The 24,481-nt window shown below is 68.8% G+C and carries 20 protein-coding genes and 2 pseudogenes; 10 read left to right on the forward strand and 12 right to left on the reverse strand.

What is annotated here, in order from left to right:
* Positions 1 to 198: 198 nt before the first annotated feature.
* Both AC4BEG_RS16040 and AC4BEG_RS16045 read right to left on the reverse strand, forming a co-directional pair.
* A complete protein-coding gene (locus AC4BEG_RS16040; RefSeq protein ID WP_490706546.1) occupies positions 199 to 732 on the reverse strand; it encodes a flavoprotein in 534 nt (177 codons plus the stop codon).
* A pseudogene (locus AC4BEG_RS16045) lies at positions 729 to 2,004 on the reverse strand (helix-turn-helix domain-containing protein). The gene AC4BEG_RS16040 and the pseudogene AC4BEG_RS16045 overlap by 4 nt, the downstream one beginning before the upstream one ends.
* A gap of 174 nt (positions 2,005 to 2,178) precedes the next feature.
* Here AC4BEG_RS16045 and AC4BEG_RS16050 point away from each other — a divergent pair.
* The 3 genes and pseudogenes from AC4BEG_RS16050 to AC4BEG_RS16060 all read left to right on the forward strand — a co-directional run.
* Positions 2,179 to 2,622 (forward strand): ATP-binding protein, encoded by a 444-nt coding sequence (locus AC4BEG_RS16050; RefSeq protein WP_490706547.1) that lies wholly within the window; start codon positions 2,179 to 2,181, stop codon positions 2,620 to 2,622.
* Positions 2,623 to 2,655: 33 nt separating this feature from the next.
* Complete coding sequence (locus AC4BEG_RS16055; RefSeq protein WP_490706548.1) at positions 2,656 to 2,934, forward strand: hypothetical protein; 279 nt, start codon at positions 2,656 to 2,658, stop codon at positions 2,932 to 2,934.
* A 275-nt stretch (positions 2,935 to 3,209) separates the two neighbouring features.
* A pseudogene (locus tag AC4BEG_RS16060) lies at positions 3,210 to 3,437 on the forward strand (integrase core domain-containing protein); the annotation flags it as partial.
* On the opposite strand, the gene tal reads toward AC4BEG_RS16060, so the two are convergent.
* The 5 genes from tal to AC4BEG_RS16085 all read right to left on the reverse strand — a co-directional run bounded on the left by tal (position 3,403) and on the right by AC4BEG_RS16085 (position 9,082).
* Positions 3,403 to 4,527: a transaldolase gene (gene tal, locus AC4BEG_RS16065; RefSeq protein WP_490706549.1), complete on the reverse strand. Its 1,125-nt coding sequence runs from the start codon at positions 4,525 to 4,527 to the stop codon at positions 3,403 to 3,405. The pseudogene AC4BEG_RS16060 and the gene tal sit on opposite strands and share 35 nt — an antisense overlap.
* 47 nt (positions 4,528 to 4,574) lie before the next feature.
* A complete protein-coding gene (gene tkt, locus AC4BEG_RS16070; protein ID WP_490706550.1) occupies positions 4,575 to 6,662 on the reverse strand; it encodes a transketolase in 2,088 nt (695 codons plus the stop codon).
* A gap of 97 nt (positions 6,663 to 6,759) precedes the next feature.
* Positions 6,760 to 8,244 (reverse strand): PTS ascorbate transporter subunit IIC, encoded by a 1,485-nt coding sequence (gene ulaA / locus AC4BEG_RS16075; RefSeq protein WP_490706551.1) that lies wholly within the window; start codon positions 8,242 to 8,244, stop codon positions 6,760 to 6,762.
* 83 nt (positions 8,245 to 8,327) lie between these two features.
* Entirely contained in the window at positions 8,328 to 8,609 is a 282-nt protein-coding gene (locus AC4BEG_RS16080; protein WP_490706552.1) for a PTS sugar transporter subunit IIB, read from the reverse strand.
* Positions 8,606 to 9,082, reverse strand: coding sequence for a PTS sugar transporter subunit IIA (locus AC4BEG_RS16085; RefSeq protein ID WP_490706553.1), 477 nt, complete (start codon positions 9,080 to 9,082; stop codon positions 8,606 to 8,608). The genes AC4BEG_RS16080 and AC4BEG_RS16085 overlap by 4 nt, the downstream gene beginning before the upstream one ends.
* Positions 9,083 to 9,268: 186 nt before the next feature.
* On the opposite strand from AC4BEG_RS16085, the gene ptsP reads away from it, so the two are divergent.
* Both ptsP and AC4BEG_RS16095 read left to right on the forward strand, forming a co-directional pair.
* A complete protein-coding gene (gene ptsP / locus AC4BEG_RS16090) occupies positions 9,269 to 11,287 on the forward strand; it encodes a phosphoenolpyruvate--protein phosphotransferase (RefSeq protein WP_490706554.1) in 2,019 nt (672 codons plus the stop codon).
* 201 nt (positions 11,288 to 11,488) lie between these two features.
* Positions 11,489 to 12,643, forward strand: coding sequence for an ROK family protein (locus tag AC4BEG_RS16095; protein ID WP_490706555.1), 1,155 nt, complete (start codon positions 11,489 to 11,491; stop codon positions 12,641 to 12,643).
* Between the two features lie 282 nt (positions 12,644 to 12,925).
* On the opposite strand, the gene AC4BEG_RS16100 is transcribed toward AC4BEG_RS16095, so the two are convergent.
* A complete protein-coding gene (locus AC4BEG_RS16100; RefSeq protein ID WP_490706556.1) occupies positions 12,926 to 13,453 on the reverse strand; it encodes a DUF5994 family protein in 528 nt (175 codons plus the stop codon).
* Positions 13,454 to 13,715: 262 nt separating this feature from the next.
* On the opposite strand from AC4BEG_RS16100, the gene AC4BEG_RS16105 reads away from it, so the two are divergent.
* The 5 genes from AC4BEG_RS16105 (at position 13,716) to AC4BEG_RS16125 (ending at position 17,902) form a co-directional block, all read left to right on the forward strand.
* Complete coding sequence (locus tag AC4BEG_RS16105) at positions 13,716 to 14,264, forward strand: DUF5994 family protein (RefSeq protein ID WP_490706557.1); 549 nt, start codon at positions 13,716 to 13,718, stop codon at positions 14,262 to 14,264.
* A 20-nt stretch (positions 14,265 to 14,284) separates the two neighbouring features.
* Complete coding sequence (locus tag AC4BEG_RS16110) at positions 14,285 to 14,518, forward strand: hypothetical protein (protein ID WP_490706558.1); 234 nt, start codon at positions 14,285 to 14,287, stop codon at positions 14,516 to 14,518.
* A 78-nt stretch (positions 14,519 to 14,596) separates the two neighbouring features.
* Positions 14,597 to 14,857: a hypothetical protein gene (locus AC4BEG_RS16115; protein WP_490707097.1), complete on the forward strand. Its 261-nt coding sequence runs from the start codon at positions 14,597 to 14,599 to the stop codon at positions 14,855 to 14,857.
* 411 nt (positions 14,858 to 15,268) lie between these two features.
* A complete protein-coding gene (locus tag AC4BEG_RS16120; protein WP_490706559.1) occupies positions 15,269 to 16,513 on the forward strand; it encodes a PP2C family protein-serine/threonine phosphatase in 1,245 nt (414 codons plus the stop codon).
* A 675-nt stretch (positions 16,514 to 17,188) separates the two neighbouring features.
* Positions 17,189 to 17,902, forward strand: a complete 714-nt coding sequence (locus AC4BEG_RS16125) for a sulfatase-like hydrolase/transferase (protein ID WP_490706560.1) — start codon at positions 17,189 to 17,191, stop codon at positions 17,900 to 17,902.
* Between the two features lie 82 nt (positions 17,903 to 17,984).
* On the opposite strand, the gene AC4BEG_RS16130 is transcribed toward AC4BEG_RS16125, so the two are convergent.
* The 4 genes from AC4BEG_RS16130 to AC4BEG_RS16145 form a co-directional block, all read right to left on the reverse strand.
* Positions 17,985 to 19,718, reverse strand: coding sequence for a SulP family inorganic anion transporter (locus AC4BEG_RS16130; protein WP_490706561.1), 1,734 nt, complete (start codon positions 19,716 to 19,718; stop codon positions 17,985 to 17,987).
* Entirely contained in the window at positions 19,715 to 20,713 is a 999-nt protein-coding gene (locus tag AC4BEG_RS16135; RefSeq protein WP_490706562.1) for a polyphosphate kinase 2 family protein, read from the reverse strand. The genes AC4BEG_RS16130 and AC4BEG_RS16135 overlap by 4 nt, the downstream gene beginning before the upstream one ends.
* 22 nt (positions 20,714 to 20,735) lie before the next feature.
* On the reverse strand, positions 20,736 to 22,007 hold the full coding sequence (locus AC4BEG_RS16140; protein WP_490706563.1) for a hypothetical protein: 1,272 nt from the start codon (positions 22,005 to 22,007) through the stop codon (positions 20,736 to 20,738).
* A gap of 303 nt (positions 22,008 to 22,310) precedes the next feature.
* Positions 22,311 to 24,455, reverse strand: coding sequence for a serine/threonine-protein kinase (locus tag AC4BEG_RS16145; RefSeq protein WP_490706564.1), 2,145 nt, complete (start codon positions 24,453 to 24,455; stop codon positions 22,311 to 22,313).
* Positions 24,456 to 24,481 lie beyond the last annotated feature (26 nt).

Below are 24,481 nucleotides of genomic sequence, written 5' to 3' on the forward strand. Positions count from 1 at the left end.
CAGGTCAGCGACGCACTAGGGCTGATCACCCAGTGATTCCCAAGCTCAGAGCGCGGGTTCGATTCCCGTCACCCGCTCCAGACAGAAGCCCCAGGCCAGCGGCCCGGGGCTTTGTTGTTGTCTAGACCTCTCTATGCCTCCCGTGCCCGTTGCGTGCCAGATGATCGGCGCTCATGCCAACGGCCGGCTCAAACGCCTTCAGCGCACCTTGTCCATGAGCAGCTCCACCGCCTGCTCCCAACGGAAGTCGTCACGGCCGCCGCCCGCCTTGGGCAGGTGCGGCTTGTAGTCGCCGATCAGCACGCCCATCCCGCGCAGTCGCTCCAGGCTCTGCTGGTAAGCGGGATGCGCGGCCTGGGCTGCGTTCAGGTACGGCAGGACGGCCGTCGGGACGCCCAGGCCGTACGCCTCGTTCAGGATGCCCAGGGCCAGGGTGTCCGAGATCCCGGCAGCCCACTTGTTGATGGTGTTGAAGGTGGCCGGAGCCACAGCGATGGCATCGGGCGGCGGGAGCGGCCGCGGATCACCGGGTGACCGCCAGGCAGAGCGGATCGGATAGCCGGTCTGTGCCTCCACTGCCTGGGTGTCGATGAAGCCCAGACCCTGCGGGGTGGTGATGACCCCGACGTCCCAGTCATTCTCGTGTGCCACGTTGATCAGCTTGCCGACGTCCTCGGCGACCCCGGCCGCACAGACGACGACGTACAGGAACGGCTCGTTCCGCTCGCTCACGCGGGAACTCCCAGTTGTCTGCTGAAGTGATGAAGCTCGGGCAATGCCCCGCGGCGGTCGCGGGCGGCCATGTCGGCGACCAGCTCACGTACGGCCGGTCGCCGGACGTCCTGGGCCGCGCAGCTCTCGGCGACCCCGCAGAGCCCTGTAGCCATCAGCGAGCCTGCCTTGTTGACTACACGCACGGGCGGTCTCGACCCACAGGGCCGCGCGCCGTTCGGGGACGGGGATCGGCCGACGCATGAGCGGTCGGGCGGTCTCCAAGGCGGTGCCCGAGTCGCCGAGGGCAACGGCAGCACTGACAGCGTGCAGCTCGACGTTGGTGGGGCTGAAGTTGGCCCAGGCGTCGGGGCGGTCAAGTGCCACGTATCGGGCGACATTCTTCGCCTCGCTGAGGAAGTCCTGCGCGGCCGCGCGGTCTCCGGCGGTACTCGCCGCCGTGACGCCGCGCAGAAGCATCAGTCCCAGGGCCGCGAGGTATCGCGGAGGGTGACGATCATAGGCTCCGGTGAGCTGATCCGCGGTGTGACGCACGAGCGTTACGGCTTGCGCGGTGTGCCTTTCGCGGGCGAGGACATGCGCGTGCACGCGGACGCTGGACGCCAGGACGACCGGGTCACCGCATCGTTCGGCTTCTGCCATGGCCCGGCCGACGGCCATCCACGCGTGGCCTATGTCGCCGAGCTTGAGCAGCAGACTCGTCGCTGTCTGGTAGGCGGTGGCCAGCATGCCGGTGACGATCGGGACCTGGGACGAGCCGGTGGCCGCCCGCTTCAGGTCGGCGATCAGCGGGGGCAGTGTCCGTCCCAGTTCGGCATAGTCGCACGTGCAGAACAATCGGCGGACGGCGGCGACTCGACCGCCCAGTTCAGTGACACTCACTTCGGCGACCGTGGAGGTGGGAGGCGGCCCGGGCAGCAGGGCGTGGACGAGATCCTGATGGGCGGCCGGGCCGGGCGTCGGTGGCGCCGCGAGGGAGGTGATGCTGGCGGCGAGAAAGGTACGGCGGTGCATGTCCTCTGTCTCACGGTCCGGGGTATGAGGAGCCGGGGCGACGGCAAGGCCGAGCTCGTACAACGGGATGTCCAATACCGTGGCCACCTCGCGCAGTACGCGGGCGTCTTCCGTGCCCCGTCCGTTCTCCAATCGGCTCACCTTCGACTGGTGATAGCCGAGGTCTGCGGCAACCTGTGCTTGCGAGCGTCTCTGCAGCAGTCGGGCTCGGCGGATGACCCGCCCGAGTCGCCTCGCCTGGTCCTGCCCATCGGCCATCTCTGCCACAGCCCCCTCCTGCCGCCCCGAAACTGCCTCCTCAACCGAGCGTAGGTGAGCAGGGTTTCGCCTTGATGCGGCTTCTGCATAAACCATGCCCGTGCGGCACGAGCGCACTCGGCTGAGCGCCCCGGAGCGGTTACGTGGGGCGGCCCACTCGTTCCGGAGGCGCTCATGGAAACCCGCCAGTTCAGCTTTGTCCTCCCCGGCACACCACATGCCGTCGCGGACGCGCGACATCGCGTCCTCGCGCAGTTACAGGGATGGGGACTTCGGCCTGGCAGCGGCGTACTCGACTCCGTCCAACTGGCAACCAGCGAGCTGGTCACCAATGCCGTGCAGCATGCGGGCTCGGGCTGCGAACCCGTTGCGGTGGACGTACGCCTCTGCGACGGCCTCGTACGGATCGCTGTGTGCGACACCGGCCGTGCTCTCCCGCGACTGCGCTTTCCGGGTTCGACGGAGGAGAACGGCCGAGGCTTGGTCATCGTGGCAGCAATGGCCGCTCGATTCGACGTTGAGCCGACGCCCACAGGTAAGCGGTGCTGGGCCGAGTTCGAGGTCCACGTGACATCGCTCGACACCCAACTGTCAACTGTGCAGAAGGCGGACCAGTGACGGGATCAGGAGGATGGCGCGGAGCTGGACCAGTTGCACCGCGCCGAGATCACGATCGCGATGAACTGGGTGATCCGCACCTGCCAGGACATCGTCCGCGAGTGCAGCCACAAGACGTTCTGGGTCCCCAGCGGAACCGTCACCGGCACCCAGCCGACCACGGACCACCTCATCAAGTCGGCGCGCGCCGACGTGCTCAACAAGCTCCGTCACCAGATCGACGGCGTCGAGCGCATCATCAGGAACCGTATGACCTGTTCGGCGGCCCATGTGGAAGACCAAAGCCATCTCGGGCAACTACCGCACCAGTAGAAGCGGTAACGCACGGGCAACCACGGCGCAGGATGGCGCTCCTCCAAGACGCCGCGAGCCAGTCCAGTCGAAGGCGCCGGCCCGCACCTCTTCCTTTCGGTTCACCGGAGCCTGGCCACCGCCGCACCGGAAGAACTCGCCTACCACCTCGGCGCGGTGAAACGGAGCCTGCGCGGCGTGCTGCGACTCCTCGCACTGGTCGAGGAGCGGGGCCAACAGCGGAGGTGACCGCCAGGCCAACCACGCCCTCTACATGATCGCGGTCAGCCGCATGGAGTGGGAGCCAGGTCGAACGCTTCCACCACACCCTGCTCGACGCATGGGCCTACCACCAGCCCTGCACCTCAGAAGACGAACGGCAAGCAGCGTTCACCGACTGGCTGGACTGGTACAACTACCACCGACCCCACACCGCAATCAGCGGCCACACCCCAGCCAGCCGTGTCACCAACCTGCCCGGCAACACACCTAGAGCACTCGTTCTGTGGGGGCGAGGCGCTTGATTTCCGCCTCGGTCGACTTGAGCAGGTCGTTCCAGGAGGCCTCGAACTTCTCGACGCCCTCGTCCTCGAGGAGCCGCACGACGTCGTCGTAGGAGATGCCGAGCTTCTCGATGGCGTCGAGGTCGGCGCGGGCCTGCTCGTAGGTGGCGGCGATGGTGTTGCCGGTGATCTGCCCGTGGTCGGCGACCGCTTCGAGGGTGGCCTCCGGCATGGTGTTGACGGTGCCCGGGGCAACCAGCTCGTCGACGTAGAGGGTGTCCTTGTACGCCGGGTCCTTCACGCCGGTGGAAGCCCACAGCGGGCGCTGCTTGTTGGCGCCGGCCTTCTCCAGGACTGCCCAGCGGTCGGACGAGAAGACCTCCTCGTACGCCTGGAAGGCCAGCCGGGCGTTGGCCACCGCCGCCTTGCCGCGGGCGTCCTTGGCCTCTTCGGTGCCCAGCTTGTCCAGCCGCTTGTCGATCTCGGTGTCCACGCGGGACACGAAGAACGACGCCACCGAGCGGATCTTCGACAGGTCCAGGCCGTCGGCCTTGGCCTTCTCCAGGCCCGCGAGGTAGGCGTCCATGACCTCGCGGTAGCGCTCGAGCGAGAAGATCAGCGTGACATTGACGCTGATGCCCACGCCGATCACCGCGGTGATGGCCGGCAGACCCGCCTTGGTGGCCGGGATCTTGATCAGGGTGTTCGGGCGGTCCACCAGCCAGGCGAGCTGCTCGGCCTCGGCAATCGTCGCCGCGGTGTGGTGCGCCAGGCGCGGGTCGACCTCGATCGAGACCCGCCCGTCCTGCCCGCCGGTGGCGTCGAAGACCGGCCGCAGGACGTCGGCCGCGTCGCGGACGTCCGCGGTGGTGATCATGCGGATGGCCTCGTCGACGGTGACCCCGCGGGCGGCGAGGTCGGCGACCTGCTGCTCATAGCCGTCACCCGACGAGATGGCCTTCTGGAAGATCGACGGGTTGGTCGTGACGCCCACGACGTGCTGCTGATTGATCAGCTCGGCGAGGTTGCCGGACGTGATCCGCTTGCGCGACAGATCGTCCAGCCAGATCGCGACGCCTTCCTCGGAGAGGCGCTTGAGTGCGTCTGTCATGGAAATGGCATCTCCTACGTGTCGCATATCAGGGTCAGCTATCAGGGTCAGCGCTGGGCTGTGGCGATCGACTCGCGAGCGGCGGCAGCGACGTTCTCGGGCGCGAAGCCGTACTCGGCGAAGAGGGTCTGGGCGTCGGCGGAGGCACCGAAGTGCTCCAGCGAGATGATGCGGCCGGCGTCTCCAACGAACCGGTGCCAGGTCAGGCTGATGCCGGCCTCGACCGCCACCCGGGCTTTCACGGACCGCGGAAGCACGCTCTCGCGGTACTCCGCGGACTGCTCTTCGAACCACTCCACGGACGGCATCGACACCACGCGCGTGCCGACGTCCTCCGCCTCCAGCTGCTCGCGCGCGGCGACGGCGAGCTGCACCTCGGAGCCGGTGGCGATCAGGATCACGTCCGGGATCTCGGTGGAGGACTCACGCAAGACGTAGCCGCCTTTCGCCGTGTCCTCGTTGGGCTCGTAGGTGGGAACGCCCTGGCGGGTCAGGGCCAGGCCGTGCGGGGCGCCCTTGCCGAACTCCTTGGTCCAGCGGCGCAGGATCTCCGCCCAGGCGATGACGGTCTCGTTGGCGTCGGCAGGGCGCACCACGTTAAGGCCCGGGATGGCGCGCAGGCTGGCGAGGTGCTCGACCGGCTGGTGGGTGGGGCCGTCCTCACCGAGACCGATGGAGTCGTGCGTCCACACGTAGGTCACCGGCAGGTGCATCAGCGCCGACAGGCGGACGGCGTTGCGCATGTAGTCGGAGAAGACCAGGAAGGTGCCGCCGAAGATGCGGGTGTTCCCGTGCAGCGCGATGCCGTTCATCTCCGCGGCCATGGAGTGCTCGCGGATGCCGAAGTGGATCGTGCGTCCATACGGCTGCGCCTCCGGCAGCGGGTTGTCCGCCGGGAGGAACGAGGACGTCTTGTCGATGGTGGTGTTGTTGGAGCCGGCCAGGTCGGCGGAGCCGCCCCACAGTTCGGGGATGGCCGCGCCGAGCGCCCGCAGCGCCTTGCCGGAGGCAGCGCGGGTGGCGACGGCCTTGCCGGTCTCGAAGACCGGGAGCTTCTCCTCCCAGCCGGTTGGCAGCTCGCCCGCCGCGACACGGTCGAACTCCGCGGCCCGCTCCGGGTTGGCGGTGCGCCACTCCTGGAACGACATTTCCCACTTCGCCCTGGCCTCCCGGCCGCGGTCGAGCGCCTCACGCGTGTGCGCCAGGACCTCGTCCGCGACCTCGAAGGTCTTCTCGGGCTCGAAGCCGAGGACCCGCTTGGTGTCCGCGACCTCGGCCTCGCCCAGTGCCGAGCCGTGCGCGGCCTCGGTGTTCTGCGCGTGCGGGGCCGGCCAGGCGATGATCGAACGCATCGCGATGAACGACGGGCGCTCGGTCTCGACCTGGGCGGCCTCGATCGCCGCATACAGCGCGGCCGGGTCGAGGTCGCCGTTCTCCTTCGGCTCGACGCGCTGCACATGCCAGCCATAGGCCTCGTACCGCTTCATCGTGTCTTCGGAGATGGCGGTCTCGGTGTCGCCCTCGATCGAGATGTGGTTGTCGTCCCACAGCACGATCAGGTTGCCGAGCTTTTGGTGGCCTGCCATGGAGGACGCCTCCGCGGAGATGCCCTCCTGCAGGCAGCCATCGCCGGCGAGTGCGTAGACGAAGTGGTCGAACGGCGAGGTGCCCGGCGTGGCGTGCGGGTCGAACAGGCCGCGCTCGTAGCGAGCGGCCATCGCCATGCCCACAGCGTTGGCGACGCCCTGGCCCAGCGGTCCCGTTGTCGTCTCCACGCCGACGGTGTGTCCGTACTCCGGGTGACCGGGTGTCTTCGAGCCCCAGGTGCGGAATGCCTTCAGGTCGTCCAGCTCCAGGCCGAACCCGGCCAGGTTGAGCTGGATGTAGAGCGTCAGGGACGAGTGGCCCGCGGACAGGACGAACCGGTCCCGGCCGATCCAGTTCGGATCCGCCGGGTCGTGCCGCATCACCTTCTGGAAGAGGGTGTACGCGGCGGGAGCGAGACTCATGGCCGTGCCAGGGTGGCCGTTGCCGACCTTCTGCACGGCGTCCATGGCCAGGACACGGGCGGTGTCCACGGCCCGCTGGTCCAGTTCGGTCCACTCGAGGTCTGTGGTGGTCGGCTTGGTGCTCACCCTGAGTCAGGGCTCCTTTGGTGAAGAGACGCGGAAGTGGCGGATGATGGGCCTTGTGCCGAGGAGAGGTCCTCCCCGGCACAAGGCGGGGCTGTGCTCATTTACCGGCTACCGCGTCTGTGCTCTCAGCGTCGTGGTTGTGCTTCTCGGCGGCCAGGCATGCGTCCCGCTTGGCTCCGGGATCCCAGCCGCTGCTGGTCACGGTGCGCTGGAACAGAGTGGCACCCACCAGCAGTGCGACGGCGATGAAGATGAGGACGAGGATCCCTCCGACGGGTCCGAGTGTGGCCGCGTGGCCTATGGCAAGGCCGAACCAGCCGAAGTCGGCGTCGCCGAAGGTGGTGTTGGCCAGGCCGAGCGAGCCAAGTACATGAAGCAGGAAGGCCGGCAGGAAGGTGATCAGGATGCCGTTGACGAAGCCTCCGGCGACCGCTCCACGACGGCCTCCGGTGGCATTGCCGAACACGCCTGCCGTCCCGCCGGTGAAGAAGTGGGCGACCATGCCGGGAAGGATCAGGGCGAGACCCAGTGACGAGCTGAAGGCCGCCAGGATGCCGAGGCTGGCCAGCCCCCCGACGAAACTCGCGATGAATCCGATGAGGACGGCGTTGGGGCCGTAGGGGAATACGACGGGGCAGTCAAGCGCCGGCCGGGCGCCGGGCACGATCTTTGCTGCGATGCCGTTGAACGCGGGGACGAGCTCGCCGAGGATCGTACGGACCCCGTACAAAATGACCGCGACCCCGACCCCGAACAGCAGCGCCTGCATGACGGCAGCCATGAGGTATTCGCCGATCGAGGATGCGTCGAGCGCCTTGAAGGCCACGGTCCCGCCGACCCGTGAGAGGAAGGCAAGGGCGAATGCGATGTAGATCAGCACCATGGACAGCGCTGTCGCCACCATCGAGTCGCGCAGGAACCGCAGCCCTTCGGGGAACTTCATCTCTTCCGTGCTCTTGCTGCGCTTGCCGACCAACCCGCCAACCGCTCCCGCAGCGATGTAGCCGATGGACCCGAAGTGGCCTATCGCCATGTCCTCGCCGTTGGTGACCCGGCGCATCCAGGGCTGGGCGAGCGCCGGCACGACGACCATGATGGTTCCGAGCAGGAGCGCGCCGACCAGCACGACCTCGTACGTAGGCATGTCCGCGGTAGTGAGCAGGACGGTAATCATCGTCGCCATGAAGAAGGTGTGGTGTCCGGTGAGGAACACGTACTTCAGGGGCGTGAACCGGGCGAGTGCGATGCTCACCGCGAAACCGGCGATCATCACCCAGGCGACCTGCGCGCCGAACTCCTTCTGAGCCAGCGCTACCACCGCTTCATTGGTGGGTACCACGCCGTGTGCGCCGGTGGCCCCGAAGATTATCTTGCCGAGAGGCTCGAGGGCGCTGACGACCGTCGCGGCGCCGACACCGAGGATGAGGAATCCCATCGTCGCCTTGATGGCGCCGCCGGCGATGTTTCCAATGCTGCGGCGCATGGCCAGCAGGCCGACCGCGGTGACGAGTCCGACGAGGTAGGCCGGTTGGTTCAGCACGTTGTTGACGAGGAATTTTGCGATGCCGACGATGACATCCATAACGGCTCCTTGGCACAGCAGAGCGGAGAGAGGCGTGGAAGGAAGGGGACGCTCGTCCGCCCGTGGACGAGTCGGGGGAGGGGTCAGGAAGTGCTGGCGAAGGCGGACTTCAGCGCGTCGGTGATCTGGTCGACGTTGATGAAGTTGTCGATGACGATGATCCGCGCGGAGAGGTCGCCGAGCTGAGGCGCGAGCTCTCCGGATGTCACCACGTAGTCGGCGCCCACCGCGGCTCCGCGCGCGGTGCCGATGTCGGCGACGTCGACCTCACCGGGGACGTCCAAGCGCACCAGAGCCTTTTCGATGTTCATTTTGAGGATGATGCTGCTGCCTATCCCCATGCCGCAGACGGCGAGGATCTTCATGACTGGACCTCCGACTCAAACTGACGGATGAGATGGCGAACCGCGCCGGCGTCGCGCGCGGCGGCGAGATCGTTGAACTGCGCTTCTTGTCCAAGGAGTTGGGCGAGTCGGCCGAGTGCGGTGGTGTGCTGCACATGGTCGGTCGCCGCGAGACCGACGACGAGGCGGACCGGGTCGTTCTGCTCGTGTCCGAACTCGACGGGCTTGTCCAGGGACACCCACGACAGCCCCGTGCGCAGAACCGCGGGAGAAGGGCGGGAGTGGGCGAGCGCCAGGCCGGGGGCGATGACGACGTAGGGGCCCATGCCCTCAACGGTGGCGATCATCTCGTTGGTGTACACGCCGGTCGTGGCGCCGCCTGCGACCAGGCCGTCGCCGGCCAGACGGACTGCGGCACGCCAGTCCTCGGCTTGACCGGCTACCCGGACGGCCTGCTCCGGGAGTAGATCGAGTAGCGAAAATTGTTGAGACATCTGCGGGTTTCCTCACTTCTAGGGCGTGACGCCCCTATCGCCCCTACTTGACGTGGATGCGGATTGCGAGCAGCGTAGACGCGAATTCTGCCCAGCACTAGACCTAATGCAGGTTGACTGCGCACCGAAGAGTCGCTCCACTTGTCTCAAACGCGGCCACGAGGGCCGCCCGACCCAAGGAACCCCATGGCGATAGCCCCCACATCGGCAACCGTCGTCCCGCTCGCGGGGATCGCGGCGTCTCCCGGCATCACCACTGGTACAGCGGTCCTGTGGGACTGCCCCGATCCGCACGTCATCGAGCGGGAGATCACCGTCGACGAGGCCGCCGGTGAACTGCGGCGACTGGACGGATGCCTGGAACAGGCCGCAGAAGAGCTCACGGCGCTCGGCGCCGGCTCCTCCACCCGGGAGGAGAAGGAGATCATCGCGGCTCAGCGGGCCATGCTGGCCGATCCCGACCTGCGGGCCCGACTGGTCACCACAGTGAGCGAAGCACTCGTAGATGCCTCCACCGCCGTGCAGCGAGTCCTGGGGTCCCAGGCGGCCGAACTCCGCCGCTCGGAGAGCGCGCGGATCGCCGAGCGCGGCACTGACGTCGACGACGTGCGTCTGCGACTTCTCGCCGCCCTTGGCGTCACCCCGCGCAAGCAGGCCGTCCTCCCTGAGGACGCCGTTGTGGTGGCGGCCGACCTCACCCCGTCGCAGACCATCGGACTGGACCGCACCCGGCTACGCGCCTTCGTCCTGTCCGGCGGAGGCCCGACCGCCCACACCACCATCCTGGCCCGATCCCTGGGAATCCCAGCCGTGGTTCAGGTGGCCGGACTGGGGGCCATACGAGCCGGAGCGACGCTCGTGGTGGATGGTGACCAGGGCACAGTGATCATCGAACCCACCTCGGATGAGGTGGCCCGCGCCAGGGAGGCGGCTGACAGGCGCGCGCGGGCGGAAGCCGCAGTCCCGATGCCGAGCGCGACGACGGGTGACGGACACACCGTCCGCCTCTCGGCGAACATCGGCTGCGCCGATGAGGCGGCCCGCGCCTATCGCGGTGGCGCGCGCTCGGTCGGCCTCTTCCGCAGCGAGTTCGTGTTCCTTGCCGGCGAACGGTTGCCTGGGGAGGAGGAGCAACTGGCCGAATACGCCGGGGCTGTGGAGGCTCTGGGAGGCGGACGGGTAACCATCCGGCTGCTCGACGTCGGCGGCGACAAGCCGCTGCCACCCCTGACACAGCCTGAGGCCAACCCGATGCTAGGACATCGCGGGGTGCGTCTCTTGCTCAGCGAGCGGACCGTCTTGCGCACACAGCTGCGGGCGATCCTGCGGGCGGCTGCACACGGCGAGGTGTGGATCTGCGTCCCCATGATCTCCAACGTCGCCGAGCTGCGCAGCGTCAGGGAGGAGCTCGACCGCGCCCGCGCGGAACTGGAGGCCGAAGGAACTGCGCACGGACGGGTCAGGCTCGGCGTCATGATCGAGACACCCGCGGCGGTCCTGTCCGCGGCGGCCTTGGCTGAGGAAGCCGATTTCTTCTCCATAGGCACCAACGACCTGTCGCAGTACCTCATCGCCGCCGACCGGGACAACGCCCACGTCAGCGCGCTCCTCACCCCGTTCCATCCGGCGGTGCTGCGAGCCATCGGCATGACCGTCGAGGCGGCACACGCACGCGGAATCACCGTCAGCGTCTGTGGGGAGTCGGCCGCAGATCCGCGGATGCAGCAGCTGCTGGTAGGGCTGGGCGTCGACGAACTGTCCATGACCGCTGCCCGCCTGCCCGACGCGGCGCAGTCCGTGGCCGCCCTCAGCGGTGCCCACGCGGTGGACCTGGCGCGCCAGGCCGTCGACGCCCACGATGCCGACGCCGTGCAGCGTCTCCTGGCACAGGCTGCGCCCGCAGCCGACGACCACGTCGATGTGGAGGTCGAGTCCCTCGGCAATGACGGATTCGCCGCCACCACCGTGGTCCGCGACCCCGAGGGCCTCCACGCCCGCCCAGCCTCGCTGTTCGTCCAGGCCGCACAGGCATTCCGCTCCCAGGTCACCGTGCACGCGGACGGCAGGCAGGCGAATGCCAAAGCGATGCTGTCGGTACTCGCTCTCGGCGCCGACGGTGGGGCGACCGTGAGGATCGAAGCCCGCGGTATGGACGCCCGCGAAGCCGTTATCACGCTGAGCAGGCAGCTCGCAGCCCCGCAGTGACCCAGAAGCCCTCAGGGCTGCCGCGCCAGGGCCGGGGCGCGGCACCTGAGGAACGCCCAGCACGCGAACCTCATCCGCTTCCGGCCGCTCTGACCTGATTTGCGAATCACTCGCTCTTAATAGCGTCTCCGATTAGGCATAATTACGCCCATGGGGATTCGAAATCGGCGAGCGGCTTCCGGGGCTGGGCACCTGCTCAACATGATCCGCAGCGAGGAGGCGAGGACCCGCTCGGAGCTCGTCCGCGCCTCGGGCATGGCGCGGGCGACCGTCGCCCAGCGCCTGACGGACTTGCTGGAAGCGGGCTACATCGTCTACGGGGCAGGGAGCCCCGGCTCCACCTCGGTGGGCCGGCCCGCCGAGGTGTTCGAGTTCAACCGGCGCTCGGGAACCATCCTGGCGGCCGACATCGGCATCAGCCACTACGGTGTGGCTGCGACAGACCTGGCCGCAGATGTCCTGGCGGAGACCCGCGGGCCCATTGACACGGCCTACGCACCTCATCAGGTACTGGAGCGGGTACACAACGAGTTCACCGTCGCACTCGAGCAGTCCGGGCATACACCCAGCGACGTGTGCGGCGTCAGCCTGGGCCTGCCTGGACCGGTGGAGACCGCTGCGGGACACGTCTCCTCGCCCGCCATGATGGGCCAGTGGCACAATGTCGATGTCCGGTCATTCTTCACCGATCGCTACCCCGACGTACCGGTCTTCCTGGAGAAGGACGCCAACGCCATGGCGCTGGGTGAACAGCGGCGGGAATGGCCGGACACCGCCAACCTGATCATGATCAAGGCCGGCATGAGCCTGGGATGCGGCCTGCTCATCAACGGCCAGATCTTCCGAGGAACGCTCGGAGCAGCCGGGGACATCGGTCACCTGCCCCGCGGGAGCGATGGAGTATGCCGCTGCGGAAACCGCGGGTGCCTTGAAACGGTGGCCGCCGGCTGGGCACTCGTTCGCGACCTGCAGGATCGCGGCCGGAAGATCCACACCGCAGCCGATGTGGTCGGGCTGACCCGCGCAGGCGACCCCGACGCGGTGGCACTGGTACGCCAGGCCGGACGGGCCATCGGCGAAGTCGTCGCCGACCTCGTCAGCGTCCTCAACCCCTCCGTAGTCACCGTCGGCGGATCCCTCGCCGAAGCCCACCAGACACTGCTGGCCGGCATTCGCGAAGCCGTCTACGCCCGCTCCCAGCCCCTCACCACCCGCGACCTTGAGATCAGCTACGCCCGACTGGGCAGCCGGGCGGGTCTCATCGGAGCCGCGACCCATGCCTCCGAGCACCTTTTCGCCCCCGAAGCGGTCGACGCATCCCTGAACGGCCGCGAGCCGGCCCCCCGCACCCGATGACGAAGCACCGTTGGAGAACCGGCCGGCCCCGGCCGGTCGCACGGCCGCGTCCTCACTGCCGCAGGCGGTCAGGGCAAGGGCGGTGAGAGCAATCGCAGTGGCGCTCGCGGCGGTGCGGCGGCGCCGCCCTCGCTCGCCTCTGATCGCCCCGGGCGCCGTTGCATGGACCCAATGCGCAGGAAATCAGGAAGAGTTCGCGACCGACCGTTCATCAGGGGGTGTGACGTCGGTGTCTTACTGGGCGTCAGCAGGCTGTGGCTATGGTCGCGCCGCGATGAGGCGTCATGACGTGCCGCGGCGTTCCGGACCTGTCTGCGGGCCTTCCTCGGCGATCGTGCGGGCTCGGCCGGTGCCGGTGTCGATGAGGATCTGCTTGGCTGGTGCGATGTTGTCGACGCGGACGGATCGGGCCATCGCGACGCGTGCCGCGTCGGGCGTCGCGTGCGGCGGGACCACCAACAGGGAGAAGAGGTCTTGATCGCCTCGGGTGATGAGGATGGTGTCGTCACCTACAGGGAAGGAGTCGATGTGCACGATGCGATCGTCGATGATCAATCGTGTCGGGAGTTCTTCCCAGGCGTCGGAGTCCAGGCCGACGCGCACGACCGGCCCGAGGTGCTCGGTCAGCGCGGTGACCAGGGCGGGAAGCTCGGCGCCTATGTCGCGGGAACGCGGCCACCACGCACCATCGAGGATGCCCCCGCGGGTATGTGTCGTCACCAACCGCAGCAGGGCTGTTCCAGGTTTCACAGCACGGTGGATCGCGTCCGGCAGAAGAATCGCTTCACGCGGGGTGTCGGCGTCGGACATGGTCTGCTCACCCTCTGCGGGGTTCGGTAGGTCGCCGGTTTCACCGTACTCCGAGAGCCCACGCCCAGGCTCATCCGCGTTCCGCGGACCCAGACCCGGGTTCCTGAAGAAGTGGCTGGTCACACGGGGTCTCAGCGGGGCCACGCCCGGAGTACAGTGAAAACACCGGGAGCATTTCGCACACCGGCTTCCACGCGGGTGTCGTTCTCGGCGAGCAACCACACCGGGATGTCGAAGACGCGCCCGGGGACAGGTCCGCGCCATGACCGTGAACATCGACCGTACGACCACCCATGAGCGCGTGCCCTCGCCACCGGCCCGCCTGGCACTCACCCCGGCCAGCCCGGTTCCAGGTCTTCTGGACGGTGCGTGGTGGCCTCGTTCCCGCGATCTCCTCCGTGAACTGCCCGCCCTGACGGACGTGCTGGACGCACGCTGGGGCCGGATCACTCGCGTCTCCGTGAACCCGACCCACTGGCCCGTGATCCCGCGCAAGGTGCCTGTGACCGGGCACACGGTGCACGTGGGCTGGTTCACTGACGAGCAGGACCCCCACAAGTTGATTCTGCTCTCCTACACGGCAGGCCGCTGGGACCTTCTGGTGATCCCGCCGGAGACGAGTGCGGCAGCCGCCGCCCGGCTGATGGCCGCCGCGTCGACCGTCGGCGGTCTCCTCACCGCCAGCGGTCTGATGGCGCGCGAGACCGCCGCCCGTGACACCCGGGAGGATGCCAGCCGGGAGGAGGAGTGGGAGACCGATGGCGGGCCTCCTCTACTGGCGGCCGGAAGCCGAACCCGACCGGACTCCTGAGCTCCAAGGGAGGTGAGGATGTGGAGACCGTCATCACGGTGTCCGTGATCATCGCCATGATCATGCTCGGAGTGCTGCTGATCCACCTGCTCAATGGCCAGCACAACGAGCGGATCGCAGCATTCCACTACAGCGATGCCCTGCCGGAAGTCGGCCGACGGAGCGGGAAGAGCCGACAGCCGGCAAGCCCGCAGGATCACCCGTCGTCACCGCCTCACCCCGAACACCGCGACGGAGCCGCGAACGACGCATGACCTTCTCCTGACCGGGGCCGGTGGGCGTGAAGCGAGGCCCTCACCCACCACCACGTCTTCCTGATGAACGAGGTCACCATGCAGCCACCGAAATCACCCTCGGCGGGGCGCGCCGAGGTGCGTATTGTCGCCGCGTCCCCCGAAGTCGCCCGTCAGGTCGCGGAGGTGCTCCGTCGTTGCTTCGCCGGCACCGAACAGCGGAGCTACCCCGCCGGCGCGGACGGCGGAACCCGCCTCCATCTCACCGTGGACACCACGCACACGGCAGAGCCGGCGCGGTCCTGGCTGGCAGCAAGTCGGTCCTTCGGGCAAGACCTCACGCAGACGGACGAAGTCTGAAGGGGCGCCCCTCAGCGGGTGCGGGCACGTCGCTCATCCTGTGTCCGCGTCGGCGGAAGAACTTCCGGGGCCCCGAAAAGTTCCTCATGCCGGAAAAGCAAACCAGGCATAACCTGGTGAATGGGCCGGTGCACTCTCACGTGCGACCGACCCGGAAGGGCGGCCCCGGTGTTTCTGCGCCGGGGCCGTTGTGCCGACATCAGCGCGACGGCAGGGAGCAGGGCATGATCGGGAGCGTCGCCGGTCGCGCCACCGGTGCGCTGGAAGCGATCTCTCGGCGATCTTCCGAGTGTGTCGCAGGGTGTCGGGGAGCTCCCGATTCCGGGGCGGAGGAGGTCGCAGGATAAAAATGGAACAAACAGCACAAAGAATCACCTCTGTGTGAGGGCGGTGCGGCGAAACGAGGTCGCCATGGCAGAAGGCGAACAGGACTTCCGCAAAGTCACAGTGGATCGGTCAGAGGGATTCGGTGAGCGGCTGCTGGGTGTGCTGCTGGATCGGGCTCACGAGATGCCGCCCCAGCTGATCGCGCCGCTGGTCGCGGAAGAAGTGAGCAGGATCGGCGGGCGGGACGTCTCGATCCTCCTTCAGGACTACGACCAGCTGATACTGGCTCCCCTGCCGGGCATGAGACTCGTGGTCGGGGAGCCCGAGCGGATCGACGACTCTCAGGCAGGCAGGGCTTTTCTGAGCGGGGCGCCGGTGGAACAGCCACAGGCCACTGGCGTACGGATGTTCCTGCCACTGCTGGACGGCAGCGACGTGGTGGGGGTGCTGGCCGTCACCCTGAGCACCGTCGATGACGACGACCGGCGGTTGCTGCGGCGCCTGGCCGGCCTGGTCGCCGACATGCTGGTCACCAAGAACAGCTATACCGACCAGTTCTTCCGGGCCCGGCGCCGCGCGCCGATGACCCTGGCCGCGGAGATCCAATGGTCACTGCTGCCCCCGCTGACCATGGTCACCCCCCAGGTCGCGGTGGCCGGAATCCTCGAGCCCGCCTACGACGTCGCGGGTGACAGCTTCGACTACGCGCTGAACGACGACATCCTGCACGTGGCCATCATCGATGCCATGGGCCACGGGCTGGACGCCGCCGTGCTGGCCACCGTCGCCATCGGCGCCTACCGGCACGCCAGACGCACCGACGTCGGCCTCGCCGAGCTGTACATGTTCATGGACACGGCCATCGACAGGCAGTTCGGGCCCGACCACTTCGTCACGGCGCAGATGGTGCGCCTCGATATCGGAACCGGCCACCTGCAATGGGTCAACGCCGGGCACCCGGCACCCCTGCTGATCCGCGGCCACCGCGTCATCCAGGCGCTGGAGAGCCCTGGCACCCTGCCCGTCGGCTTCGGTGGCGCCATCCCGCAGATCAGCGAGCAGGCGCTGTCCCGCGGCGACCGGATCCTCTTCTTCACCGACGGTCTCATCGAGGAGCACCGCACCGGCGAAGAGCAGTTCGGCGAGGAACGACTGCTCGACTTCGTGGACCGCGCGGGGTGCGTGGGCGAAGGCGTGCAGGAGATGGTGCGCGGCCTGTCCCACGCCCTGATGCGAGAACGCGGCGGGGTCACCACCGACGACGCCACGCTCTTCCTTGTCGAGTGGAGCGGGAGCACCGCCGACCACCTCATCACGACAGAAGCATGACCAGCAGGTTCGCAGCTGGCGCTCGGGCTTGCATCTGCAAGGCCGGCCTCGTACCGGGCAGGAAGGCGTCTCCGCTTTCGGCGAGCGGGTACCGATGCCCGGCCATGAGGATCATTGTCCTCTCGCCCGGCAAGGGCTGTCAGCGCGAGAGCAGCACGCCCGCCCGGGGGCAGCCGTTCCCGCCCAGCCCTAGCATGAAATTGCCTGGTAGGCGCGGTCGGCCAGACAGAAATCCGCATCCGGTCCGGCTGTGGCGTACTGGTACAAGCCGAAGAGCGGCGATGCCATGGCGGGCCTTCAGACGCACCGCGCTCAACGCGGGTAGGGCACGCCAAGCCGACCCATGCGAATTCCGTTCGGCAGCCTGCCCCTTGGGCACTGCCGGAATTCCCGTGACGGAGCACCCACCAGCCACGGCCACTGCGCGCGCCCGTCTCGCGGCCGGGCCCGAACGCCCGGACCCGAACGGCCGGACCCGGACGCACAGAGCCACCCGCCGGAGCCCGACCGGACCGCCATTTCTCCGGCGGGAAGGAGACAGCCGTCATGCCGGTGAACGAGTACAAGCCGGGAAGTGCCTTCCCCGGAGTGATCGGGCGGACCGCGGATGTGTCGAGCCCGGCGTGGCCCGAGCCGATGAGGGCGGTACCGGGGGCGCCTAACGTCCTGCTGGTCGTGCTCGACGACACGGGCTACGGGCAGTTCGGCTGTTATGGCAGTCCCATCCGGACGCCCCGGCTCGACGCCCCGGCATCGGGCGGGCTGCTGTACAACAACATGCACACCACGGCCCTGTGTTCACCCTCGCGTTCCTGCATCATCACCGGCCGCAATCACCACTCGAACGGCATGGCGGCGGTCACCGAGATGTCCACCGGATATCCGGGCTACAACGGCAACATCCCGTTTAAGAACGGTTTTTTTCCCGGTCGACGGCGCCGAAGGCGTCCTGATGAACCAGGGCACGAGCGCCGGCGGCTGGGTGCTCTACCTCAAGGACGGCAAGCTGCACTACACCCACAACTACGTCCGCCGGGCCCTGTACACCGTCTCCGCCACGGACCCGGTACCGAGGGCCGCCACGAACTGCGCTTCGAGTTCGAACCCACCGGCGAGCCCGACCTGGCAGCGGGCAAAGGAACACCCGGTCACGCCGAGCTCTTCGTCGACCGGCAGCGCGTCGGGTCGGCCGACTTCCCACAGACCACACCCATCATGTTCAACCCCGGCGGCGTGACCTGCGGCGCCGACCCCGGCCCACCAGTCACACCCGAGTACGCCTCGCCCTTCCGGTTCACCGGCACCCTCCACAGCGTGACCGTGGACGTATCGGGCGAACTCATCATCGACGCGGAGAGCGAGATGCGCATGCACCTGGCCCGCCAGTGAACGCACCTACCTCGCCTGGCTGCGCACCGCCATCAGCATGGCCGCGCTCGGCCTTGTGCGCCGCGGCGGCAAACGAAGTGTCCTAGCCGGGGGCCCCGTCGGCCTCGTGCCCGCCGCTGTCACCGTTCTCGTTCTCCCCGCACCAGGTGCGGTACGCGGCCACCGCCGTGGGCAGGGTGGGAAAGATGCGGTCCTCTCCCACGGACCTGGTGAGCCCGTACGCGTCCAGTTGGTCGCGCAAGTCCTGTTTGACGCGTGCCATGGCGAACTCGATGCCGCGTCCGGTCAGTTCCCGTCGCAGTGCGTCCAGGGCGTCCAGCGCGGTGCTGTCCACCTCCACGTTGGCCTCCGCGTTGAGGACGAACCACCTGACGGGACTCTTCTGCTCGGCCACCGCGGCCAGCGCTCGGCGTCGGAAGTCCTCGGCGTTGGCGAAGAACAGCGGGGAGTCGTAGCGGTAGACCAGCAGCCCGGGGACGATCCTCGCCTGCGGGTAGTCGTCGACGTCGTGCATGCCGGCCAGGCCGGGCACCAGGCCCTGGACGGCGTCGTGCGGTCGCGCCACCCTGCTCAGCAGCTCGACCACCGACAGGACCACGGCCACCAGCACCCCGTAGAGGAGGTTCAGGGCGAGGACCCCGATGAGGCAGCCGAGGGCCAGCAGGAGTTCCCTGCGCCGGAAGGAGGCCAGCCGCCGGAAGCCCGACAGGTCGACCAACCGTACGGCGGCGTAGACGACCAGTGCGCCCAGGACGGCCGTGGGGGTGCCGGCGAGCAGCGGGCTGAGGAACAGGAGCACGGCCAGGACGGCCACACCGGAGACGAGCGCATACCCCTGGGTGTGTCCGTCGGCCGACTTCACGAGCGCGGTCCGGCTGGCGCTGCTGCTCACCGGGAATCCCTGGAGCGTGCCGGCCCCCAGGTTCGCGGCACCCAGGGCGAGGAGTTCCTGGTTCGCGTCCAGGCGCGGCCCGCTGCCGTCGGTGGCGAAGGCACGCGCGGTGAGGATGACGTCGGTGTAGCCGACGAGCAGGACACCGACCGCGGGCAGCAGCAGCTGGGGCAGGTCGCCCCAGGCCGGGAGCTGCGGGCCGGGCAGGCCGACCGGGATCTTCCCGATCACCGGGAGGCCGCGGTCCTCCAGGTCGAACGCCGCCACCGCCGCCGTACCGAGCACGACGGCGAGCAGCGGACCGGGGACGGCGGGGAAACGGCGGGCCGTCAGAAAGAGAAAGAGCAGCGTCACAGCGCTGAAGATCACCGTCACTCCATGCGCCTTCCCCAAGTTCTGGACGAAGGACAGCAGAGGCCGGAAGAAGCCGGAGCCCTCCGTCGGGACACCGGTGAGCTTGGTCAGCTGGTCGACGATCATGGTCAGTGCGACGCCCGCGAGGTAACCGATCAGGAGGGGCCGCGAGAGCAGATCGGCCACGAAGCCGAGCCGCGCGGCCCACGCCACCAGGCACATCAGACCGACCGCGACGGCGAGCGCCGAGGCCAGGACGGCGTACCGCGCGGGATCGCCCGCGGCGAGCGGCGCCACCACCGTGGCGGTCATCAGGGCGATCGTCGACTCGGGACCGACCGACAGCAGGCGTGACGAGCCGAGAACGCCGTACAGAGCGATAGCGGGCAGGATCGCCCACAGCCCCACGACCGGTGGCAGACCGGCGACGCTCGCGTACGCCATGACCTGCGGCACGAGATAGGCCGCGACGGTGATCCCGGCGACGAGGTCGCCTCGCAGCCAGCCGCGCCGGTATCCCTTGATGACAGTGAGACCCGGCGCACTGGGGACGGAGAAGCGCCGGCTCACCCGCCGCCCCTCGACCGGCGGGCCGGCGTGTCTTTCCCTCCGGCGGCCCGGGCGGTCGCCGGGTGACGGGACGCATACGGATCGGCCGGGGCCCCCGCGGGGGCCTCCCGCTCCAGCTCCCGCCTGGCGTCGAGCAGATCACTCTTCGCCTGCTCCCCCACGTCGGGGTACTGGGGATCGATGTCCATCAGGGTGTGCCCAAGGACCGCCGCCGCGCAGATCCGCGCGAACCACTTCCGGTCCGCCGGCACGACGTACCAGGGCGCCCACTTCGTACTCGTGGCCGACAGCATCTCGGAGAACGCCCGCTGGTAGTCGTCCCACCAGCGCCGCTCCCGGACGTCGGCCGCGGAGAACTTCCAGTTCTTCTCCGGCAGGTCGATCCGCTTCATGAAGCGGATGCGCTGCTCCTCCTTGGACAGGTTCAGGAAGATCTTCACCACCTTGAACCCGTTGTCCGTGAGGTAGCGCTCCCAGTTGTTGATCTCCTGGTAGCGCCGGTCCCATACCCCTGGCCCGCGCGCATGGTCCGGCAGCTGTTGCCGGACCAGGTTCTCGGGGTGCACCCGCACGACGAGAACCTCCTCGTAGTGCGAGCGGTTGAAGATCGCGATCTCTCCGCGCGCGGGCAGCCGGTGGGCGTAACGCCACAGGTAGTCGTGGTCGAGTTCCTCGGCGGAGGGCACCTTGAAACTGCTGACCCGCACACCCTGGGGGTTGACGCCGCTCATGACGTGGCGGATCGTCCCGTCCTTGCCCCCGGCGTCGAGCGCCTGGAGACACAGCAGTACGCCGTAGGTCGACTGCGCGGCCAGCCGCTGCTGGTACTCGGCCAGCAGAGACACCCCGGCCCGCAGCAGCTCGGCCCCCTCCCGCTTCTTCAGACCGGCCTTGTAGCGAGGATCGAAATCCCGGCCGAGGTCCACCTTCGACCCCGGTTTCACCCGCAGCGGCCCGATGAACTCCGCGATGCGTTCGGCTCTCTGGTCCGCCATCACCGATCAGCCTTCTCTCCGGTCACGGTGAGCGGGGCGCGTCCTGGTCCTCCGCCACCGCCACCTGGGCAGCCGCGGCAGCGCCCACCTCACCTCGGCCCCCGGGCCAGTGGCTTCGCAGCCGCTCGACCAGGAGGGGCAGCCCGACGACGACGATCAACCACACCTGCACGTAGAGCCTGTCGCCCTCCATCGCCAGCGGGTGTGCCGCGGCCGTCAGCAGGCCCGTACCGCCCACGGCGATCAGGCACAGCGCGATGGGCACCGAGCGGCTCATCGCGCCCCAGACGCCCAACGCCAAGAGGAAGAGCAGAGAGGGAGCCAATGCCTCTGTCTGTAGCCACTGCCACCAGTAGTTGACATCGAGCCGGACCAACAGCCGCCATGGATTGGCGACTTCGGCATACGTCCAGTGGAGGGAGAAGGTGTCCTGGAGCGAAGCCTCCAACCCGGGCAGCCGGAGCACCCTGCTCATCGCAAAGGCGACCAGGGACTCGACGAGCGAGACCAGGAGCAGGCAGCGCGTGCCCTTGTGCCGGGCCTGTGGGACGAACATCAGCGCCATGGCACTCGCCGCCACCAGGCATGGCCCCACCAGGACGAAGCTCGAGTACTTGACCGCGAAGCCCAGCGCGCAGGCCCCCACGGACAGCAGAGCCCCCGCCACCCACCGCCCCTGGCACAACCACACCGCACCGAGCAGCATGGCCACCATGAGGGCAAGCACCGGACCTTCGGTCATGGGCCGACTGCCCCACAGCCCTATGGGCGTGACGTAGTACAGGCACTGACCGAGCCATGCCACCGGAGGCGGTGCACGCAGCGCGCGCAAGAGCACCAGGACCAACAGCCCTCCGAGCGCCGTGAAACCCACTGCGACGGCAGTCAGCCCCGCCTTGGCCCCCAAGAGCCAGACGAACGGTGCGGCCAGCAGGGGATAGGCGGGACGCGCGTGAAAGAGCGCCTCGTACCGCGGATTGCTGGGGTTGAGGCCATTCGCATACTGAGTCAGGCAGTCCTGGAACTCATCGCGGCGCACCGGGGCCCGGAACTGGATCTGATGCAGCATGCGGGTCCGCTGAAGCATGGCCGCGGTGTCCGCGCAGTAGGCCCGCAGCGCTTTGTCCTGGGCTTTCCGGTAGGGATCGCCCAAGAACTCGTACGTTGAGCGAGCGTAGCGGTACGAGTCGTTGGCGAAGCGCGTGGCTGGATAGGCGAAGACGTGCAGTAGCACGAAGACGACGACCGTCAGTAACGGGACGATCTTGTGTGCGCGACCCAGTATTCGGCCCATGACACACACCCTAAATGCGGGCAAACAGGGCAACATCTCGAATCGTCCACCAGGGTCTCCCTTCGGATCATCGTGCGCCCCGCAGGAAGACGGCGGCGGTCTTGTCCTAGCGGTACGGTCGCGCGGCTTTTCGGCCGGGGCCACTGTTGCGGGACCACGGCTGCGGCGGTGGACACGCACAGTGGCGGAGTCCACCGCGACGCCCCGGCCCCGGACCTCATCGCGCCACCCTGGGCGACAGCGGCGCGCAGGGCCCCCATCGGAATCCGACCGGGCGGCGCGGGCCTGGGGTCCGGGGCAGGGTCAGAACACCGGCATGGCGGTCAGGTTTCCGGCGTGCGCCAGGAAGACACGGTTGCCCGCGCCCGCTATCCGCCATTCGCCGACGCCGCGGCCGTACCGCCAGGCCCGCTCGCCCGTGTCCTTGTGCAGCGTCACGACCCCCTCCAGCCTGTTGGCTTCGGCCCAGACCGACGCCCCTTGAACCACCGGCGGCTCGAGCGATGTCCGGAAGTCGCCCAGGGAGTGCGTCCAGTCGGTCTTGCCGTCCCTGCGGTCGCGGCGGCTGAGCTCCGCGTCGTCCGTGGCGTAGAGCGCGTCACCGTCGAGCACCGGGGCGCTCCAGCCTCCCGAACTGTTGCTGAGCTCGCTCTTGGCGGGCAGCGACCACACCTCCTTCCCGTCGCGGAGCTCACGGGCCGTCAGGGTCTCTCCGCCCAGGTAGACGACTCCCGCGGCGACCGCAGGCACCAGGGGGAACTGCGACTTCGCCTGCCGGGGCAGCTCCCAGACCTCCTTCCCTGTGCGGGTGTCGAGGACGACGACCTTGCCGCCCTGACCGCAGACCACCAGTCGGCCACTCGCCACCACCGCGGTCGGCGGGGTGATGTTGGAACACTCCACGGGCACGGGGACGGTCCAGCGGGTGGTACGGGAGTCGATGTCGAAGGCGCCGAGTCCGCCGACGCCGTTCCGACCGTTTCCCGAAACCGTGTAGTAGACGCTCCGCGCGTCCGCGCCGATGACGTGGACGGCGTCGGCGGACTCGGTCCACCTCTTCTTGCCGGTCGCGCTGTCCAGGGCGAGCAGCATGCCCAGATTGCCGACCTGCGGGGCCCCGACGGTCACGACGAGGCCGTCCGAGGGCGACACGCACTGCGCGTACGTCCGGCAGGCTGCGGTCCACCGGCGGCTGCCGTCGGTCACGTCGTAGCCGACCAGGCCGCCCAACTCCGCCACCACGACGCGGTCGCGGACCACCAGCGGCACCGTGGGGTTCAGGGGGCTCGCCCCCTGCGGACCCCACAGAGATGGCGGCGGCGTGCCCTTCTTGTACCGTGACGCCGTCAGCCGCTTGGCGTCCCATGGCTTCCGCGCCACCACGGCCTCCTTCTCGTCCGCGATGGCCTCCGCGGTCCCATCGCCGCCGGAGAGCAGCCACCAGGCGGCGCCCCCGCCGCCCGCCGCCAGCACGGTCCCGCCCGCCGCAAGCACGGTGAGCAGACGGCGGCGGGAGGGCGACGCCGGGTCGGTGGCGGCCCGCGCCTCGGTGAGGATGGTCTGCCGTTTTGCCTCGGCCTCGCGTTCCTTGATCTCGGCGGCCAGCGCTCCCAGCTGCCAGACCCGCTTGGCCCCCGGCTTGGTGCCGGGCGGAAGGGCGAAGTCCGCCACGATCCGCGGCGGGAGGGGGCGGTGCGCGGGGTCCTTGGCGAACAAGGGCGCGAGGAGCCCGCGGATCGGCTCGGGCACCTCCGTCAGGACCGGCTCGCCGTGCACCACCGCGTACTGCACCGCCGCCACATGCGTACCGGTGTACGCGGGCTCGCCGCTCACCGCGTACACCAGCACCGCGCCGAGGGAGAACACGTCGCCGGGCGGGCCGACGCGCTGCCCCATCACCTGCTCCGGGGCGCCGTAACCGGGCGTGACCGGGACCTGGCCGGTGGAGGTGAGGGTGAGGCCGTGCTCGGGGCGGGCGATGCCGAAGTCGATGATGCGGGGGCCCGCGGACGTCAGCACGATGTTGGACGGCTTGAGGTCGCGGTGGACCAGCCCCGCGGCGTGGATGTCCAGGAGGGTCCGGGCGAGATCCCCGGCAAGCTCCCGGGTGCCCAGGTCGTCGAAGGGCCCGTGTCGCTCGATGGCCTGGTCCAGTGTCGGCCCCACCAGGAACTCTGTCGCGATCCACGGCCGGCCGCCCTCGGTCCACGCCCCCAGGACGCGTGCGACACCGGGGGAGGTGACCGCCTGCGCGGCCTGCGCCTCGCGGACGAAGCGCTGGGACATGTTCTGGTCGTGCGCCAGCTCCGGCCGCAGCACCTTGACCGCGGCGGCCCGGCCGTTGGCGTCGTGCCCGAGGTAGACCTTGCCCATCCCGCCCTCGCCGAGCACGCCGAGGAGGCGATAGGGGCCTAGACGGAGCGGGTCACCGGTGCCGAGGGGGTTCATGGGTGGGTGCCTTCCTGCCAGAGGTG

The organism is Streptomyces sp. JLBJ103, from assembly GCF_058215575.1.

Coding starts and splice junctions, on each gene's coding strand:
- ulaA (WP_490706551.1), bottom strand. CDS start 8,244: ATGGATGTCATCGTCGGCATCGCAAAATTCCTCGTCAACAACGTGCTG.
- tal (WP_490706549.1), bottom strand. CDS start 4,527: ATGACAGACGCACTCAAGCGCCTCTCCGAGGAAGGCGTCGCGATCTGG.
- AC4BEG_RS16145 (WP_490706564.1), bottom strand. CDS start 24,455: ATGAACCCCCTCGGCACCGGTGACCCGCTCCGTCTAGGCCCCTATCGC.
- AC4BEG_RS16140 (WP_490706563.1), bottom strand. CDS start 22,007: ATGGGCCGAATACTGGGTCGCGCACACAAGATCGTCCCGTTACTGACG.
- AC4BEG_RS16120 (WP_490706559.1), top strand. CDS start 15,269: ATGGCAGAAGGCGAACAGGACTTCCGCAAAGTCACAGTGGATCGGTCA.
- AC4BEG_RS16105 (WP_490706557.1), top strand. CDS start 13,716: ATGACCGTGAACATCGACCGTACGACCACCCATGAGCGCGTGCCCTCG.
- AC4BEG_RS16095 (WP_490706555.1), top strand. CDS start 11,489: ATGATCCGCAGCGAGGAGGCGAGGACCCGCTCGGAGCTCGTCCGCGCC.
- AC4BEG_RS16115 (WP_490707097.1), top strand. CDS start 14,597: ATGCAGCCACCGAAATCACCCTCGGCGGGGCGCGCCGAGGTGCGTATT.
- AC4BEG_RS16050 (WP_490706547.1), top strand. CDS start 2,179: ATGGAAACCCGCCAGTTCAGCTTTGTCCTCCCCGGCACACCACATGCC.
- AC4BEG_RS16100 (WP_490706556.1), bottom strand. CDS start 13,453: ATGTCCGACGCCGACACCCCGCGTGAAGCGATTCTTCTGCCGGACGCG.
- AC4BEG_RS16080 (WP_490706552.1), bottom strand. CDS start 8,609: ATGAAGATCCTCGCCGTCTGCGGCATGGGGATAGGCAGCAGCATCATC.
- AC4BEG_RS16135 (WP_490706562.1), bottom strand. CDS start 20,713: ATGGCGGACCAGAGAGCCGAACGCATCGCGGAGTTCATCGGGCCGCTG.
- AC4BEG_RS16085 (WP_490706553.1), bottom strand. CDS start 9,082: ATGTCTCAACAATTTTCGCTACTCGATCTACTCCCGGAGCAGGCCGTC.
- ptsP (WP_490706554.1), top strand. CDS start 9,269: ATGGCGATAGCCCCCACATCGGCAACCGTCGTCCCGCTCGCGGGGATC.